Here is an 18,458-nt window from a genome sequence, read left to right as displayed (position 1 = left end):
GTACGTTTAATCACGAGAGTCAAAGAGGGTAAGCAATACGATGTTCTCACCTCAATGGTTGACCCTATGCTTTATCCAAAATCAGATATAGTCGGTTTATATGAATACCGTTGGGAAATTGAACTGGGGTACCGAGAGCAAAAACAATACATGCTGGGTAACCGCCTTACACTGCGAAGCCGACTCCCAGAGCTCGTGAGACAAGAGCTCTGGGGAATACTACTGACATACAACTTAGTCAGATATCAAATGGTGCAGATGTGTAATACGTTGAATGGAGACTACTTGCCATACCAACTTAGCTTCAATGGAGCGTTAGCCCACATCATGCGCCTAATAGTGGGGCTTCCCTACTCGTCACCGGGAGCCATACCGAGGCAACTCCAAAACTTTTATGCAATGAGTGGGAGCTTAATACTTGAGCCAAGGCGAGAAAGAGCCTTCCCTAGAGTTGTGAAGAAAAAGCCAAGCCGATACCCTAGAAAATACAATGCCGCTCACCTTAAGTGAACGGCATTAGCGATAAACGCTCCTTTATTCATTCGGTCAACTTGACGCTAACAGATGATCGTTGGCGAGGTTACTCGTCTGGCGTTAGGATCGTTGGGCCACTATTTTCGGCTAACTCTGGATAATCGAGCGTGTAGTGCAAACCGCGGCTCTCTTTACGTTGCATAGCACAACGCACCATCAACTCTGCCACTTGCAGTAAGTTACGCAGCTCAAGCAGGTTATTTGAAACGCGGAAATGACTATAGTATTCGTGGGTTTCTTGTTGCAGTAATTGAATGCGGCGTAGTGCTCGCTCTAAGCGCTTATCTGTGCGGACAATCCCCATGTAATCCCACATAAATAGGCGCAGTTCATGCCAGTTATGTTGGATTACGACCTCTTCATCAGAGTTATTGACCTTACTTTCATCCCAACCGGGTAAGCTTGGTGGGAGCTGAGCCGTTGGTAATCCTTTTAAAATATCCTTTGCCGCTGACCAGGCATAAACGACGCATTCTAATAGAGAGTTCGACGCCATTCGGTTAGCACCGTGCAAACCGGTGTAGCTAACTTCGCCGATCGCATACAGGTTATGCAGATCCGTTTTACCTTGTTTATTGACAATAACGCCACCACAAGTGTAGTGCGCCGCAGGAACAATCGGAATCGGCTCTTTGGTCATATCAATGCCCAAATCCATCAAGCGTGTATAAATGGTTGGGAAATGTTTTTCAATAAAATCGGCCGGTTTGTGGCTGATGTCCAGATACATACAATCAGCACCTAAACGCTTCATCTCATAGTCGATGGCGCGAGCCACGATATCACGAGGAGCCAGTTCGGCACGTTCATCAAAATCGAGCATGAATCGTGAACCGTCTGGGCGTCTTAAAAAAGCGCCTTCGCCACGTAGTGCTTCTGTCAGTAGGAAATTACGTGCTTCAGGGTGGAAAAGACAAGTTGGATGGAATTGATTGAACTCAAGGTTCGCCACTCGGCATCCTGCACGCCACGCCATTGCGATACCATCACCTGAGGAAACATCAGGGTTAGAGGTATATTGATACACTTTTGAGGCGCCGCCCGTGGCTAAAACGACAAACTTAGCGCGGATCGTTTCAACGTGTTCCTCATTGCGGTTCCAAATATAAGCGCCAACCACTCTTTTTTTATCACCACCGATTTTATCTTCGGTGATTAAATCCAGCGCATTGTGACGTTCAAGGATAGTAATGTTGGGGTGATTATGAACATTGTCTTGTAAGGAGGTTTGCATTGCCATGCCAGTGGCGTCAGCCGCGTGCAAGATGCGGCGATGACTATGGCCGCCTTCACGAGTTAAGTGATAGCGAGGTGCTTCATCACTGTCATTCTCTTCTCTGTCAAAAGGAACGCCGCCATCGATAAGCCACTGAACACACTCTTTAGCATGCTCGGCGATGAAACGGACAGTATTCTCTTCACAGATCCCTGCGCCCGCAATTTGAGTGTCTTCGACGTGTGACTCAATACTGTCTGATTCGTCAAAAACAGCGGCAATCCCCCCTTGGGCGTAATAAGTGGCACCTTCACTGCGTGGTCCCTTACTCAGTACAATGACTTTACTGTGTTTTGCTACGCGTAGTGCGAGCGATAAACCCGCTGCGCCACTGCCTACGACTAATACATCGCATAGATGTTCACGGTTTGCGTTCATAAAACTTTTAAATTCCCGAACTAGAGTAGAGTTGTCCAACTCTCATTTTAAATATGCATTGCATGTATCTATACTCTTGAAGTGATTCAGCCGCAAGGTTTATCCACTAACGGTATCGCTATGGCTTCAAGCCAATAGCAGTCGAGAAAGATTTGATGCAATACTTTGTAAATGCCATTGTCTTTCGTCTTATCGACCCTCACTATATTGGGGATCCCCTATAGTGAAATTAGATCACATTTATTGAATAATGCTTGGCAAATATTTTTAGACAGAATGGAACTTTCTATTCTCCCTTGAGTCACAATAGTGCTCATGTAAGCGGTGGTGTCAATACTACATTTTGCATAATGAATGCCCATATCTGAGAAGGTAAGGGGAATAACAATAGGAGTACAGGCTCGAATGAACGAGCAACTGACCGATCAAGTATTGATTGAGCGAGTTCAGAGTGGAGATAAGCAAGCGTTTAACCTTTTGGTTTTAAGGTACCAAAATAAAGTCTGCAACCTTATTTCTCGGTATGTGAGCAATTCCGGAGATGTAGCCGATGTCGCACAAGAAGCGTTCATCAAAGCGTATCGGGCTATCCCAAGTTTTCGCGGAGAGAGTGCCTTTTACACTTGGCTATACCGTATTGCTGTTAATACCGCTAAGAATCACATTGTAGCCCAAAGTCGTAGACCGCCCGCTAGCGATGTTGATGCTGAAGATGCTGAATATTACGAAAGTGGCAACGCATTAAAAGAAATATCGAACCCTGAGAACATTACGTTGTCGAAAGAATTGCAGCGGGTCGTTTTTGGTGCGATAGAAGCGTTGCCTGAAGATTTGAAAACTGCGATGACCTTGCGTGAACTGGATGGTTTAAGTTACGAGGAAATAGCAGAAGTCATGGATTGTCCTGTAGGAACGGTGCGTTCTCGCATCTTCCGTGCTCGTGAAGCGGTAGAAAAGAAGATTAAACCTCTTTTATAGCGCTCAAACTGGTAACGAAAATGGTGAATAAATAATGGCTGACAAAGAAAGACTTTCAGCACTCATGGATGGGGAAATGGTCGATAAAGCGCTCATTCAAGAATTAGAGCTCGACCAAGAAAGTTTGCAAACGTGGAAAAATTACCATTTGATTGGTGATGTGATGCGTGGAGATGCCCCAGTCCGAGCTGAGTGGGATATTGCACAGAGCGTCGCGTTAGCATTGGATGACGAACCCGCACACAGTCGTTTACAATCTGCTTCGGTTATTGATTTTCGTGATGCAAGCCGTGAGTCTCAGCCGACGCCAGCTCAAGCTCGTCGGCAGTTGCCGGCTTGGCTTTCCCAATTTGGCCAGGTTGCGGTTGCTGCGTGTGTGTCGTTTGTGGTGATTTTAGGTGTTCAACAATACGGTGGCCGTGATTCAGGAGTGGATCAAAACGACCAATTACCCGTACTGCAAACCATTCCGTTGGCTGGCAGCGCAGAGCCTGTGAGCTTAACGCGCGATTCAGTAGAGCGCCAAACCAGCGAAAGCCGCGTGCAAGAACAACGTCGCCGCGTAAACGCATTATTGCAAGACTACGAGCTGCAACTTCGCCTGAACAGTGAAAGTGCAAGCCCACATAACGATGTACTTGAATCGGTAGTTGAATGAATAAATTTCTGATCAGTGCACTGGCGCTGTTCAGTTTGAACTCTACATTAGCCTTTGCAGAAGACCAACCTGCAGAGGCTTTGTTGCTTCAAATGAACGAGGCCAGTCAGCATTTAAATTATGAGCTGTCTTACATTCTGATTAAGAAAAACAGCATCGATCCACTGCTGTATCGTCATGCAAGTCAAGGCGATCAGCAATTTGCGCATCTCGTTTATCTCAGCGGCCCGATCCGTGAAGTGATTCGCCGTGGCAATGAAGTGAGTTACATTGAACCTGGGGTAGAACCGTTCACCATTGAGTCAAGCACTATGGTTGCGCCGACGATTCCGATGCTAACCAGCAATGTCACTGAATTAGGCCGTTACTACGATTTCGTCAAAGTTGGCCGTGCACGTGAAGCGGGTACGGCTTGCCAAGTGGTGCGAGTGGTGCCGAAAGATGGCTTACGCTATTCCTATATTTTGTGGGTAGATGAAACCAGTAACTTGCCATTGCGAGCTGATTTAGTCGATCGCGACGGCGAGGTGCTTGAGCAATATCGCACGATTTCTTACGCCATTAGCGACAAATTAGCGCAGGCGATGCAAGGGCTAAATGACGTTGAGTTACCCGAGGTATTGACGTTACCGAAAGGCAACCTTACCGAAAGTTTTTGGCAAGTGAGTTGGAAACCTGAAGGCTTTGAACCCAAAGAGCTTAACCGTTATCGTATGGCGATTACTGAGCGTTTGGTAGAGAGCCAGATGTTCAGTGATGGGCTATTTAGTTTTTCTGTCTATATTTCCGATAGTGACAACCATTCGCTGAAAGGCCAACTGGTTCGTCAAGGCCGCCGTACCTTGCATAGTGTGGTGAAAGGAAACAATGAAATCTCAGTGGTCGGTGATATTCCACCGGCAACGGCGCAGCGCATTGCTCAATCGGTGACGTTTGTCCAGCCTGCGGCGCCCTCAACAGAGGCAACCAAACCATGATGACGGCGTTAGCAACAGTCACCGCTGTTCAACCTGATGCTAAAGGGTTTCACGTTGAACTCAGTTGTCAGCAGCAGACCAGTTGCAGCAGTTGTTCGTCCTCCAAAAGTTGTGGTACTGGGATCGTATCGAAAGCGATTGGTAACAAAGCGCTGTTATGGCAACTCGATACGAAAAAACCAGTGAAGCAAGGCCAGACGGTTGAAATCGGTTTCCCCGAAAAAAGCTTGCTTCAATCGGCAGCCTTAGTGTATTTGGTGCCGCTTTTTATGATGATGTTCGGTGCTTGGCTGGGTGAGAGCCTCTTGGCCCCTTGGTTCGGTTTAGGTGAGGGCATCGTGATCATCACGGCCGCTGTTTTTATCGCGCTGGGGATCGGAATTGCCAAACGTTGCTCTGTGGTTCTTGAAAAACGATCGCAGCAAGAGGTGGTTTTGGTCCGAGTCCTTGGTGAACCTATCGCCTAATTTATGATGCGAACCCTACCGAAATTGGGTAGAATCGGCCAACTTTATGGAAACGCCGCTTGATGTGGCTTTCTTATGTCCCTTTTTTCAAGAGTTTAGTCATCCCAAATCTATGAAGCACATTCGTAACTTTTCGATTATCGCCCACATCGACCATGGTAAGTCGACCCTATCTGACCGTTTGATCCAAGTTTGTGGTGGATTAAGTGATCGTGAAATGGAATCTCAAGTTCTAGACTCTATGGACCTTGAGCGTGAGCGTGGCATCACCATCAAAGCACAGAGTGTGACGCTCGATTACAAAGCAAACGATGGCGAGACATACCAGCTCAACTTTATCGATACTCCTGGACACGTTGACTTTTCTTATGAAGTTTCCCGTTCTTTAGCCGCCTGTGAAGGTGCTCTATTGGTGGTGGATGCTGGTCAAGGCGTTGAAGCGCAAACATTGGCTAACTGTTATACCGCCATTGAAATGGACCTTGAAGTTGTCCCAATCCTAAATAAGATTGATTTGCCAGCCGCAGAGCCTGAACGCGTAGCGGAAGAAATTGAAGATATCGTCGGCATTGATGCTATTGACGCAGTGCGCTGCTCTGCGAAAACAGGCCTTGGCGTGGATGAAGTGCTAGAAAAAATCGTTTCTGGTATTCCGGCTCCTGAGGGCGATCCTGCTGCGCCGCTGCAAGCGTTAATCATCGATTCTTGGTTTGATAACTACTTAGGTGTTGTCTCTTTAGTGCGAGTGAAAAATGGTGCGCTGAAGAAAAATGACAAGATTAAAGTGATGAGCACAGGCCAAACTTGGGGTATTGACCGTTTAGGTATTTTTACGCCAAAACAAGTCGACAAAACCATGTTGAACACTGGTGAAGTGGGCTGGGTGGTTTGTGGTATTAAAGACATTCTCGGCGCTCCTGTGGGTGATACACTGACCAGCGCGAAAGATCCGTGTGAAAAAGCATTGCCAGGCTTTAAAAAAGTGAAACCGCAGGTGTATGCGGGGCTTTTCCCTGTCTCTTCTGATGATTACGAAAACTTTCGTGATGCGTTAGGTAAACTGAGCCTAAACGATGCCTCGTTATTCTATGAGCCAGAAAGTTCGGCCGCCCTTGGTTTTGGTTTCCGTTGTGGTTTCTTGGGTATGCTCCACATGGAGATTATTCAAGAGCGTTTAGAGCGCGAATACGATCTTGACCTTATCACCACTGCGCCAACGGTAGTCTATGAAGTGAAGAAGACCGATGGCACGATGCTTTATGTTGATAGCCCTGCTAAATTGCCTGCGGTGAACGACATTGAAGAGATTCGTGAACCGATTGCGCGTTGTAACATTTTGACCCCTTCTGAATATTTGGGTAACGTCATTATGTTGTGCGTTGAAAAACGTGGCGTGCAGGTTGATATGGTCTATCACGGTAACCAAGTAGCCTTGACTTATGATGTACCGATGGCCGAAGTGGTGCTTGATTTCTTTGACCGCTTGAAGTCAACTTCTCGTGGTTATGCATCACTTGATTATGGTTTCCAACGCTTTGAAGCTTCAAGCATGGTCCGTGTGGATATCTTGCTAAATGGTGACAAAGTGGATGCGCTAGCCATCATCACTCACAAAGACAATTCGCAAACGCGTGGTCGTCAAGTGGTTGAGAAAATGAAAGAGTTTATCCCTCGCCAAATGTTTGATATCGCGATTCAAGCGGCGATCGGTAACCACATTATTGCTCGTTCAACCGTGAAGCAGCTGCGTAAAAACGTACTGGCGAAATGTTACGGTGGTGATATTAGCCGTAAGAAAAAACTGCTTAAGAAGCAGAAAGAAGGTAAGAAGCGCATGAAGCAAATTGGTAATGTTGAGTTGCCACAAGAAGCCTTCCTTGCCATTTTACACGTAGGTAAAGATTAAGCATTGCTTTGGCTTTCTTATGCATGCAGCAGTCACCATTTAAGTGAAAGAGTTTCGGCTCTTTCACTTTCGTATTTTTAGATAAGGGAACTCCATGGCGAATACATTTTCACTCATCTTGGTGATCGTCACATTAGTGACTGGCATAGTTTGGGTGCTGGAGAAGTTGGTGTGGGCGAAAAAACGTCAACAGAAGATGGCCGCTATTGAAGCGCAAACCAACGGCTTGGATGACAAACTCAGCGCCAAAATTTCCGCGCAACCTTGGTGGATTGAAAACAGTGTTTCCATCTTCCCTGTGATTGCTTTTGTGCTGGTGCTACGCTCTTTTGTGTACGAACCTTTTCAGATTCCATCTGGCTCAATGATGCCAACGTTGCTGGTGGGCGACTTCATCTTAGTTGAGAAATACGCTTACGGTTTGAAAGACCCAGTATGGCGTACTCAACTGGTCGAAACTGGTAAACCAGAGCGTGGTGATGTTGTGGTCTTTAAATACCCGCCGCAACCAAGCATTGACTACATCAAGCGCGTGGTCGGCATGCCGGGCGATACAGTTCGTTATAGCAGCAACAAAGAGATTTGTATTCAAGCTCAAGGTTCAACAGAATGTAAACAGGTCAAACTGTCCAATGTTGAAGAGAGTGAGTTCAACCAAAATGGCATCCCTTTAATTCAAGTGAATGAAAAGTTAGGTCAGGTTGAACACCAGATTTTGATCAATCCATTGCGTCGTGATCGTGTTGATGCTTATCAACCACGCCATGGCGTTAATGAATGGGTTGTTCCTCAAGGTCAGTATTTTGTGATGGGTGATAACCGTGACAACAGTGCTGATAGCCGTTACTGGGGCTTTGTTCCAGAAGCAAACTTAGTCGGTAAAGCGGTCGGTATTTGGATAAGTTTTGAGTTTGAACGTGGTGCCGATAGCGTTTTACCTTCGTGGATCCCAACTGGTGTGCGTTTTAACCGCATTGGTGGCATTAACTAGGCTAGCTTTGGCTAGCCATCACTACATCGAGAGAGCATGAATTCTCCAATTAGTAAATTAGAAACTAAACTCGGTTATTCATTTAATGATCCCGAGTTTATTTCCTTAGCACTGACACATCGCAGTGCAAATGGTAAGCACAATGAACGTCTTGAGTTTCTGGGCGATTCAATTTTAAGTTTTGTCATCGCTGATGAGCTGTACCACCGTTTCCCTAAAATTAACGAAGGGGATATGAGTCGTATGCGCGCTACGCTTGTGCGTGGTCACACATTGGCTGAACTGGGCAGAGAATTTTGCCTAGGAGATTACTTAAAATTAGGTCCAGGTGAGTTGAAAAGTGGTGGTTTCCGCCGTGATTCAATCCTTGCTGATGCCGTAGAAGCCATCATTGGTGCGATTTATTTAGACAGCGATACCGAAGTAGTACGACGTATTATTTTGAGCTGGTATCAAGAGCGCCTTGACGCCATTGAGCCGGGCGTATCGCAAAAAGACCCAAAAACTCGCCTACAAGAGTTTCTGCAAGGTAGAAGAAAGCAACTGCCTATCTACACAGTGACTAATATTAAAGGTGAAGCACACAACCAAGAATTTACGGTATCGTGTGATGTAGCAGGAATGGGAACGCCTGTAATTGGTAAAGGCACCAGTCGTCGTAAAGCTGAACAATCGGCGGCTGAAATTGCACTAGAGCAACTGACAAATGGCTGATAACGAATTTGATTTGGATGCGTACTTCGCATCAAACACCAACAGCAATGAAGCAACTCCGGAAAGTGGTGAGCAGCACTGTGGTTTTATCGCCATTGTGGGTCGCCCCAATGTCGGGAAATCAACCCTGCTGAATAACTTACTGGGACAAAAGATATCCATCACATCGCGCAAGCCTCAAACCACTCGTCACCGCATTATGGGTGTCGATACAGAGGGGCCGTACCAAGCGATTTACGTTGATACTCCGGGGTTACACATTGAAGAAAAGCGTGCGATTAACCGCTTGATGAACCGTGCGGCAAGTAGTTCACTCAGTGATGTTAACTTAGTGCTGTTCTTAGTCGATGGCACTCAGTGGACCGCCGATGATGAAATGGTGCTCAACAAGTTACGCAATGCTAATTTCCCTGTAGTGTTGTGTGTCAATAAAGTCGATAACGTGAAAGATCGTAACGATGTAATGATGCATATGCTAGAGCTATCGAAGAAAATGGAATTTGTTGATGTCGTGCCGATTGCGGCAAAACATGGCAAAAACGTCGATGTATTGCGTAAACATGTGCGTGAGCATTTACCTCAAGCCACGCATCACTTCCCTGAAGAGTATGTGACTGATCGCTCACAGCGCTTCATGGCTTCCGAGATTGTGCGTGAAAAACTGATGCGCTTTACTGGTGAAGAGCTGCCGTATTCAGTAACCGTTGAAATTGAACGTTTTGACTATAACCCTGAAACCGATGGTTTTCATATTAACGCGTTGATCCTCGTTGAACGCAGCGGCCAGAAAAAAATGGTGATCGGCAAAGGTGGTGAAAAAATCAAAACCATCGGCCGTGAAGCGCGTTTAGACATGGAAGAGTTGTTTGGTCGCAAGGTTTACCTAGAAACTTGGGTGAAAGTGAAATCCGGGTGGGCAGATGATGAACGTGCCCTTCGTAGCCTTGGTTATATTGACGATCTATAACCTCTATTCGAGGTGGGTGAGAACATCGCTCACCTTTGAGTGCTGATATGTCAGACGGTTTACAGCGCTGTTTTGTCCTTCATCGACGTCCTTATAGCGAGTCGAGCCTAATCCTTGATGTGTTTAGCGAGGAGTATGGCCGCGTCACCTTAATGTCCAAAGGCGCACGCAGTAAACGATCGAACTTAAAAGGTGCACTGCAACCTTTTACCCCCTTATTGCTCAAATGGTCAGGCAACGGTTCAATGAAAACCTTACGCCAAGCTGAACCGATTAGCCTTGGCTTACCACTCAGTGGTATTCATCTCTATTCTGCCATGTACGTCAATGAGCTGATTGGCCGCGTGCTTGCGCAAGAAGTGCCTTGCCCAGGTCTGTTCCATGATTATCTGCATGCACTCACCGAGTTAGCTCAGTGTGAAAATCCAGAACCAGCACTGCGCCGTTTTGAACTCGCGTTGCTAGCTTCAATGGGTTATGGCGTTGATTTCTTGCATTGCGCCGGAACGGGAGAAGCCATCGATCCTCGCATGACTTATCGCTATCGTGAGCAAAAAGGTTTTATCGCTTCTGTCAGGCGCGATAACCTCACGTTTATGGGCGATGAGTTGATTGCCATTAGTGAGCGGCGCTTTGTCAGTAAAGAGCAGCTTCAAGCGGCAAAACGCTTTACACGCATAGCGTTAAAGCCGTATCTTGGCGGCAAACCTTTAAAAAGCAGGGAGCTTTTCCTGCCCATGTCTAGTTTTTCCAGAGTACGGAGTATAGGAAAATGAGCGCAATTTACTTAGGCGTTAATATCGATCACATCGCCACGTTACGAAATGCCCGCGGTACCAAATACCCAGATCCCGTGCATGCTGCTGAAATGGCAGAGCGTGCCGGAGCCGATGGCATTACCATTCACCTACGTGAAGACCGACGCCATATCAAGGATCGCGATGTGCGTATTTTACGCGAGACGTTGCAAACTCGAATGAACCTCGAGATGGCCGTTACCGACGAAATGATTGATATTGCTCTGCAAACCCAACCTGAATTTGTGTGTTTAGTGCCTGAAAAGCGTGAAGAACTAACGACGGAAGGTGGGCTGGACGTATTAGGACAGCTTGACAAAGTGAAAGCGGCAACCGAAAAACTGACCGCTGCAGGCATCAAAGTCTCTCTATTTATTGATGCTGATCGTGAGCAGATTAACGCAGCTAAAACTTGCGGTGCACCGTTTATTGAATTGCATACTGGTCATTACGCCGATGCAACAACCGAAGCGGATCAGCAAGATGAGTTAAAGAAAATTGCGGCGGCTGCGAGTTATGCAAGTGATTTGGGCATTACGGTGAACGCTGGTCACGGTTTGACTTACCACAACGTAGCTGCCATTGCTGCACTGCCTGAAATTTACGAACTCAACATTGGTCACTCGATTATCGGGCGTGCTGTATTTGATGGTTTGGAAAAATCGGTCGCCGATATGAAAGCCATCATGCAAGCGGCTCGCAAATAAGGTCTACCGATGGCGATTATCGGCTTAGGGACTGATATTGCGGAAATTGAACGCATAGAAAAAGCATTGTCACGCAGTGGCGATGCTTTTGCCGAGCGGGTGCTAACCCAAGATGAATTGGCGGTGTTCCATTCGCTCAAGAAAAAAGGGCGCTATTTAGCGAAACGTTTTGCCGCTAAAGAAGCTGCATCTAAAGCGCTTGGTACGGGTATTGCGCATGGCGTTAGCTTTCAGGATTTTACCGTCACCAACGACGCCAACGGAAAACCCGTGCTGACATTATCAGGTAAGGCTAAGCAGTTGGCTGCCACAGCCAGTGTGAATCACATTCACCTAACCATTTCTGATGAGCGCCATTATGCGGTGGCGACGGTGATTTTAGAGTCTTAATCTGTCAATCTCCTCTGCTTGCTGACGAGCAAATACTGCTGAGCGGCAAGCCCCTTTTTTCATTCGGTTAAATTGTCTCTTGGGTTAAATTGCTCATTCGCTTAAATACGGTTTAGCGGTAGCGACCACTTTGTCCATCTCATCTTGTAATTCAAATAACTCCGGTTCGACATCGCTGATGGATTTGCCCGATCGCAATGCCTGTTCGAGCGCTGCGCACACTTTTTTCAAGCGGGGTACGCCACTGTATGAGCAACTGCCGTGCAGTTTATGAATATGGTGCAGTAGATCTTGGGTAGGGTATTCATCATCTTCCAACGCCATGCTGACGACTTGGCTCACCTGCGGAATCGAATCAACTAGCATCTGTAGCAGCTCTTTGGCCAAATCTTCCTTGTTGGCTGATTGTTTGAGTGCATTTTGCCAGTCAATGATAATGGTGTGATTAGGCTGCTCAGCTTCCTGTGACGGCGACGGTATAACTTGTTCTGTGAGTTGCAATTTCTCCAACTGTTTACGGTTGGCGTAGGGGTTCCAGTGTGCTAACACTTGCTGCAAGATGTGCTCTTCAATCGGCTTAGTGAGGTAATCATCCATTCCTTCTTTCAGCAGACGATCGCGCTCTCCGATCATTGCATGAGCCGTTACCGCAATCACGGGCGTTTGGTGATTGAGTACTGTTTTCTTAATTTCCTGGCAAGCAGTGACCCCATCCATCTGTGGCATTTGGATGTCCATCAAAATCATATCAAATTTCTGGCGGCTTGCTTGTTCGACCGCTTCTTGGCCATTCGTACAAGCGATGACGGTTTCAACACGTTCTTGCAGCAGGGCCATGATCAGTTTGAGGTTGGCAGGGTTATCATCCACCGCCATTACTTTCAGGGGCAGTGTATCGAGTGTGATCGGTAGATCTTGAATGGCAGGCTGTACCGGTTGGTGCGCGATTAACAGTTGCAGCAATTTTTTACGCGACAGTGGCTTGGTAATGCACTGCACTGGATGATGCTGCATTAAATAATCGGATAGGGCGAGCTCGGTACTTGGTGTACCGATAATCACGTTGTCGGCAAGCTGAATAGCCTTTGTGACCCACTGCTCAACCAAATCTAAATCAGTCTCTCTACTTGGGGCTAAATTGAGTAATACATAATCGAAGCGATCCGTCTCTTCTGGCATCACCGCTCGATATGTGACGCTCAACCCTGCCTGCACCAACATTTGCTGGATGATGGAGGCGGCTTGCATATTGGGTTCAACGAGCAACAGCTGTTTATTGCTCAAAATATGTGGATCAAGCCAGTCGCTCATCGGCATTTCAGTGGTATTAAGACGCAGCGTAAACCAGAAGGTGGAACCTTGGTGAAGACGGCTGGTGAGGCTAATTTCACCGCCCATGTGGCTGACCAATTTCTGAGTAATAACCAAACCAAGTCCAGTGCCGCCGTAGCGACGAGAAATACTGGCATCGGCTTGGCTAAAGGCTTGGAACAGCTGTGCTTGTTGGCGCTCTGAAATACCAATGCCGGTGTCGCGCACCATAAATTGCAGCTCAACCACATTGTCGCGTTGTGAGCGCAATTCAACACTGATGTCGATGTTGCCACGTTCGGTGAACTTAATCGAGTTACCGACAAGGTTGGTCAACACTTGTTGGATACGAAGTGGGTCACCTACCAAGCCTGCTGGGATTTTTTGATCCACTTTAAGAGTGATTTCCAATCCTTTTTCATGAGCACTGGTCGCTTGGAGGTTAACCACCTCTTCCAAACTCTCTTGAAACTCGAACGGAATATTTTCCAGCGCTAACTTACCGGCTTCTAGCTTGGAGAAATCCAAAATGTCATTGATGATGTTCAATAAGTTATTGGCCGATTTTTCAATGGTTTGTAAGTAATCTGCTTGGCTATTCGTCAACTGGGTTTTGAGCATTTGGCGGGTGAAGCCAATGACACCGTTAAGCGGCGTGCGCAACTCATGGGACATGTTGGCCAGAAATTCTGATTTTATGCGCGCGGCTTCTTGGGCGCGTTTTTTGGCAATGTCCAATTCAACGTTTTGGATTTCCAACTGCTCTAAGGTTTCTCGCAAATCCGAGGTGGCTTGGTCGATACTGTGCTGCATTTCGACGTGATATTCCGATAGCGACACCGCCATCGCGTTGATCCCTTTTTTGAGCGAATCTAACTCACCGTGCATTTTGCCTTCGATCCGCACATCAAGGTGGCCGCGACGAATTCTATCCACCATGTTTTTCATGTGTGAGATAGGGCGAGTCACATCGTGCAGGAGTCGGAATGCGAACATCCCTGATAAACCGAGCCCAAGCGCAAGCACTAAAAAGGCGGAAAAGACCTCTTGATACTGTTGTAAACGCAATGAAGAGAGATCCAACTCTATCGCGATATAGCCGAGCGCAGGTGTTGATGTATTGGCATTTATGCCTTCGGTTAGACGGTTTTCAGCCAAAATTGGCGTGCGCAGTATTAAAGTGTTCTCGGTGAGATTTGAGCTGCTTAAAATCGGAATGGGCTTATCTTTTGGATAAGTTAAGCTTTCAAAGTTAGGGTGAAAATTCGAGGTAACAAACAGTTCGTGGTTGGCGTCAAACACCGCAATACTGCGGACAAATTTAGAGTTCTTCCGATGCGCGTAGCTGATAATGCGGCGTACCGACTCACGGCTTTGGTTTTTTAAGGCGTCTTCACTAGCAATGGCCAAGGGCTCGATGATGCTCGCCCCCGCATTGATCACCTGTTTTTCCAGATCATGGTAGCGATTGAATGAGAAAAAAGCACTGAGCAACAAGCCGATAATTAAGGTTGGAGCTAAGGTTAAAGTAATAACGCGCGCGCGTAAGCCATATCTGGTCATTATTGTCTAAACATCGTGGTGTGGATATGGGAAAATAGCCCGCAATTTGATGAGCAAGCCTGTACGAAAATCGTTTAATTGACGGCTAGCTTAATCAAGTCGAGTAAGTTCGACAATCATCCCCGCACTAAATAGTGACGCTAGGGCAAAAAACATCGATTTAATTTTACTTAGGCACAGAGCATGGCACGTTTTTTCCAACCGAAAAAGAAAGCGCAATTAGAAACAAAACATCAAACGGTATTGATTGAACGTCTTGATCATCAAGGTTCTGGTATCGCTTATCAACACAATAAACTGCTTTTTGTTGATGGCGCGCTGCCCGGTGAGCAAGTGCTGATGCAGCTAACTGAAAGCAAAAGTAAATACTCTCGCGGTCAGTTGATTAAAGTCTTAACGGCCAGTGAACAACGCGTGACGCCATTTTGTCGCCATTACGGTCAATGTGGTGGTTGCGATCTGCAGCATTTAGAGCACAGTGCGCAGGTGGCGCACAAAGAGCAAACACTCTCGCAATTGATGAGTAAATTCGCCGGACAAACGTTGGCATTGAGCCCCGCAATAAGTTGCGCCAATAAAGGCTATCGCCGCCGCGCCCGCATCAGCGTGTTGTGGGACAAAAAGCAGCAACAGCTGCAATTTGGCTTTCGCAAAAAGCAGAGCAAGCAAATCGTTAACGTGACGGACTGCCCAGTGCTAGAACCACAACTCAACACGCTACTTACACCTATCCAAGCGCTGTTAACGCAATTTAAATCTCAGCAAGCGATTGGCCATGTTGAATTGGTGCTGGGTGATCAAGGCGCGGTGATGGTGTTGCGCCATCTTCAGCCGCTGCCAAGTGAAGATCACGCGGCGCTGCTGGCGTTTGCTCAGCAGCATCATCTCACTTTGTATGTGATGCCAGAAAGCGATCAGCTCGAACGTCTTCACGGAGAGATGGCAAGCTACCGTGAAACCGGATCAGTTATCGAATTTTTGCCCTCCAACTTTATTCAAGTCAATCGTCAAGTAAACCAAAAAATGGTGGCTCAAGCATTGGAATGGTTAGCCTTGACTGAGGATGACCGAGTGTTGGACCTATTTTGTGGCGTAGGGAACTTTAGTTTGCCGATGGCCCAATACGCTCAATCGGTAGTGGGCATTGAAGGTGTGGATGAGATGGTTGAGCAAGCGACACAAAACGCGCAGCGCAATCAAATCGACAATATCACGTTCTACCAAGCAAATTTGGAACAAGATATGTCAACGCAAGCGTGGGCAAAGCAAAAATTTGCTAAAGTACTACTCGACCCAGCGCGAGCCGGGGCGGCAGGCATTGTCGACCAATTGGCTAAGCTCGGCGCTCAGCGCGTGGTGTACGTTTCTTGTAACCCGGCAACACTGGCAAGAGACAGTCAAAGTTTACTCAGCCAAGGTTATAAGTTGGTAAAACTTGGCATGTTGGATATGTTTCCACACACCAGTCATTTAGAATCGATGGCGCTATTTGTAAAAAGTCGGTAGACAGAGAACTAACTCAGTCGAAGTTAGTCGAATACCACAAACTATAAAACTAGGACGAATCAGATGGTTGCGGTACGAAGCGCACACTTGAATCCAGACGAACAGTTTGAGCTAGATAAATGGATTGCGAGTTTACATCAAGATAAAAGCACAGCTTCTAAACTGACGGACGTATATCGTCAGTGTGAAACGTTATTAGAAGGTCATGCCAAAGGACCGCTACTGCTGTGGCGCGGCCGTGAAATGATCGAAATCCTGATTACCTTATCGATGGATCGCGCCACTTTAGTCGCGGCTCAGCTCTTTCCTATCGTCAGTAGTGGGCTTTTTGACCGTGAAGTATTAGAAGAGACCTATGGTAAAGGCATAGTGAAGCTGATTGATGGTGTCGAAGAGATGGCGGCACTTGGTCAGTTAAACGTTACCCTGCAAGGCAGTGAAGCTTCAGAGCAGGTGGATAACGTTCGCCGCATGCTGCTTGCGATGGTAGATGATTTTCGTTGCGTGGTGATCAAATTAGCGGAGCGCATTTGTAATTTACGTGAAGTAAAAGATGAACCTGACGAAATTCGCCGTGTAGCGGCTAAAGAGTGCGCCAATATCTATGCCCCTTTAGCAAACCGCTTGGGCATTGGTCAGCTCAAATGGGAAATTGAAGATTACGCATTTCGCTACCAGCAGTCCGATACCTATAAACAAATTGCTAAGCAGCTTTCCGAGCGCCGCATCGTGCGCGAACAATATATTCACGATTTTGTCGAAGATCTGCGCGCCGAGATGAAGCTTTCTCATATCAATGCCGAAGTGAGTGGCCGTCCGAAACACATCTATAGCATCTGGCGCAAAATGCAGAAGAAAGGGTTGGCTTTCGATGAACTGTTTGATGTGCGTGCAGTTCGCATTATTGCTGATCAACTGCAAGACTGTTACGCCGCCTTGGGCGTTGTTCATACCAAATACAAACACCTGCCTAGCGAATTTGATGATTACGTTGCGAATCCGAAACCGAATGGCTATCAATCCATTCATACGGTGATTTTAGGGCCAGAAGGCAAAACCATCGAAATTCAAATTCGTACTAAGCAGATGCATGAAGAGTCTGAACTTGGGGTTGCTGCGCACTGGAAATATAAAGAGGGCGCAACGGTTGCCCGCAGCGGTTACGATGAGAAAATTACTTGGTTGCGTAAGCTTCTTGATTGGCAAGAAGAGATGTCTGATTCGGGTGAGATGATTGACGAGCTGCGTAGCCAGGTGTTTGATGATCGCGTTTACGCCTTTACACCTCGTGGTGATGTGGTTGATTTACCCATGGGAGCCACGCCGCTCGATTTTGCCTACCATATTCACTCTGAAGTGGGGCATCGCTGCATCGGTGCCAAAGTCGCGGGTCGTATTGTTCCATTTACTCATAAATTATCTATGGGTGATCAAGTCGAAATCATCACTCAGAAAGAGCCGAATCCGTCGCGTGATTGGCTAAATCCAGCAACGGGGTTTGTTCATTCAGGCCGTGCGCGCGCCAAGATTAACGCTTGGTTCCGTAAACAAGGCCGCGAGAAAAACCTTGAAGCCGGACGAGAGATCCTCGAGTCAGAATTAGCTAAAATCGGCGCTACGCTAAAAGATGCCGATAAATACGCGCTCAAACGTTTTAACGTCAATACGCCTGACGAGCTGTACGTCGGCATTGGCAGTGGTGATTTGCGAATCAACCAAATCGTCAATCACATCAATGCTTTGGTGAATAAGCCGACCGCTGAGCAAGAAGATCAACAAGCACTGCAAAAATTGCAAGATGCGCAAACTCGTCCAGCTCAGCCACATCGAGCGCACAAAGATGCCGTTGTAGTGGAAGGGGTAGATAACCTCATGACACACCTAGCGCGCTGTTGCCAACCTATCCCGGGTGATGAGATCAAAGGTTACATTACTCAAGGGCGTGGTATTTCAGTCCATCGCAGTGACTGTGAACAGCTAGAAGAGCTGAGCCATCACGCACCTGAACGCATCATTGATACCGTTTGGGGGCGCGGGTTTGTTGGAACCTATATTTTGACTTTGCGCGTTGAAGCGATGGAGCGAGGTGGGTTACTCAAAGACATTACTACCCTGCTTGCGAATGAGAAAGTGAAAGTCATCAGCATGAAAAGTCGTAGTGACTACAAAAGACAGTTGATCATCATGGATTTTGATCTTGAAGTGAGCAACATCGAAGCGCTGTCACGAGTATCAATGCGAGTAGAGCAGATCAAAGATGTAATGTTGGTGAAACGCCTAGGCTAAATTTCATATCACAGTAACACTCTTATTGGCGTAAATCGCAATTAAATCGCGA

Annotated in this window: 16 protein-coding genes; 14 read left to right on the top strand and 2 right to left on the bottom strand. The window is 46.9% G+C overall.

Translation table 11 applies throughout. The features are described from left to right. The coding region (locus B9J84_RS11590; RefSeq protein ID WP_143698859.1) for a transposase at positions 1-510 on the top strand (510 nt) is incomplete at its 5' end. A gap of 70 nt (positions 511-580) precedes the next feature. On the opposite strand, the gene nadB is transcribed toward B9J84_RS11590, so the two are convergent. Beyond that, positions 581-2,188, bottom strand: coding sequence for an L-aspartate oxidase (gene nadB, locus B9J84_RS11585; protein ID WP_094124179.1), 1,608 nt, complete (start codon positions 2,186-2,188; stop codon positions 581-583). 405 nt (positions 2,189-2,593) lie between these two features. Between nadB and rpoE the strand changes: the two genes are divergently transcribed. The 11 genes from rpoE (at position 2,594) to acpS (ending at position 11,740) form a co-directional block, all read left to right on the top strand. Beyond that, positions 2,594-3,166 (top strand): RNA polymerase sigma factor RpoE, encoded by a 573-nt coding sequence (rpoE, locus tag B9J84_RS11580; protein WP_026027282.1) that lies wholly within the window; start codon positions 2,594-2,596, stop codon positions 3,164-3,166. Positions 3,167-3,200: 34 nt separating this feature from the next. Then, positions 3,201-3,824 carry a sigma-E factor negative regulatory protein gene (locus B9J84_RS11575; RefSeq protein WP_094124178.1) on the top strand — a complete coding sequence of 208 codons (624 nt, stop codon included), beginning with the start codon at positions 3,201-3,203 and terminating at the stop codon, positions 3,822-3,824. Next, positions 3,821-4,801: a sigma-E factor regulatory protein RseB gene (rseB, locus tag B9J84_RS11570; protein ID WP_017042688.1), complete on the top strand. Its 981-nt coding sequence runs from the start codon at positions 3,821-3,823 to the stop codon at positions 4,799-4,801. The genes B9J84_RS11575 and rseB overlap by 4 nt, the downstream gene beginning before the upstream one ends. Further along, positions 4,798-5,268 carry a SoxR reducing system RseC family protein gene (locus B9J84_RS11565; RefSeq protein WP_094124177.1) on the top strand — a complete coding sequence of 157 codons (471 nt, stop codon included), beginning with the start codon at positions 4,798-4,800 and terminating at the stop codon, positions 5,266-5,268. Before rseB ends, B9J84_RS11565 begins: the two co-directional genes overlap by 4 nt. 112 nt (positions 5,269-5,380) lie before the next feature. After that, positions 5,381-7,174 carry a translation elongation factor 4 gene (gene lepA, locus B9J84_RS11560; protein WP_026027281.1) on the top strand — a complete coding sequence of 598 codons (1,794 nt, stop codon included), beginning with the start codon at positions 5,381-5,383 and terminating at the stop codon, positions 7,172-7,174. A 94-nt stretch (positions 7,175-7,268) separates the two neighbouring features. Next, on the top strand, positions 7,269-8,165 hold the full coding sequence (gene lepB / locus B9J84_RS11555) for a signal peptidase I (protein WP_013856032.1): 897 nt from the start codon (positions 7,269-7,271) through the stop codon (positions 8,163-8,165). Positions 8,166-8,201: 36 nt separating this feature from the next. Then, positions 8,202-8,879: a ribonuclease III gene (gene rnc, locus B9J84_RS11550; RefSeq protein WP_010319803.1), complete on the top strand. Its 678-nt coding sequence runs from the start codon at positions 8,202-8,204 to the stop codon at positions 8,877-8,879. Continuing rightward, positions 8,872-9,846 carry a GTPase Era gene (gene era / locus B9J84_RS11545; protein WP_010319802.1) on the top strand — a complete coding sequence of 325 codons (975 nt, stop codon included), beginning with the start codon at positions 8,872-8,874 and terminating at the stop codon, positions 9,844-9,846. The genes rnc and era overlap by 8 nt, the downstream gene beginning before the upstream one ends. Positions 9,847-9,893: 47 nt before the next feature. Further along, positions 9,894-10,622 (top strand): DNA repair protein RecO, encoded by a 729-nt coding sequence (gene recO / locus B9J84_RS11540; RefSeq protein WP_026027280.1) that lies wholly within the window; start codon positions 9,894-9,896, stop codon positions 10,620-10,622. Continuing rightward, the gene (pdxJ, locus tag B9J84_RS11535) at positions 10,619-11,350 is read left to right on the top strand and encodes a pyridoxine 5'-phosphate synthase (RefSeq protein ID WP_013856034.1); all 732 of its coding nucleotides are present in this window, start codon (positions 10,619-10,621) and stop codon (positions 11,348-11,350) included. The genes recO and pdxJ overlap by 4 nt, the downstream gene beginning before the upstream one ends. Positions 11,351-11,359: 9 nt before the next feature. Then, positions 11,360-11,740, top strand: a complete 381-nt coding sequence (gene acpS, locus B9J84_RS11530; RefSeq protein ID WP_064625892.1) for a holo-ACP synthase — start codon at positions 11,360-11,362, stop codon at positions 11,738-11,740. A gap of 93 nt (positions 11,741-11,833) precedes the next feature. Here acpS and barA read toward each other — a convergent pair whose 3' ends face one another. Further along, positions 11,834-14,614, bottom strand: coding sequence for a two-component sensor histidine kinase BarA (gene barA / locus B9J84_RS11525; RefSeq protein WP_094124176.1), 2,781 nt, complete (start codon positions 14,612-14,614; stop codon positions 11,834-11,836). 183 nt (positions 14,615-14,797) lie between these two features. On the opposite strand from barA, the gene rlmD reads away from it, so the two are divergent. Then, the gene (gene rlmD / locus B9J84_RS11520; protein WP_094124175.1) at positions 14,798-16,120 is read left to right on the top strand and encodes a 23S rRNA (uracil(1939)-C(5))-methyltransferase RlmD; all 1,323 of its coding nucleotides are present in this window, start codon (positions 14,798-14,800) and stop codon (positions 16,118-16,120) included. Positions 16,121-16,183: 63 nt separating this feature from the next. Then, complete coding sequence (relA, locus tag B9J84_RS11515; protein WP_017046490.1) at positions 16,184-18,406, top strand: GTP diphosphokinase; 2,223 nt, start codon at positions 16,184-16,186, stop codon at positions 18,404-18,406. Positions 18,407-18,458: the final 52 nt, after the last annotated feature.

Source organism: Vibrio sp. V03_P4A6T147, from assembly GCF_002241085.1.
Taxonomy (GTDB): domain Bacteria; phylum Pseudomonadota; class Gammaproteobacteria; order Enterobacterales; family Vibrionaceae; genus Vibrio; species Vibrio anguillarum.
Note: the sequence above shows the minus strand (reverse complement) of the source record. Positions and strands in the feature narration are given on the sequence as shown.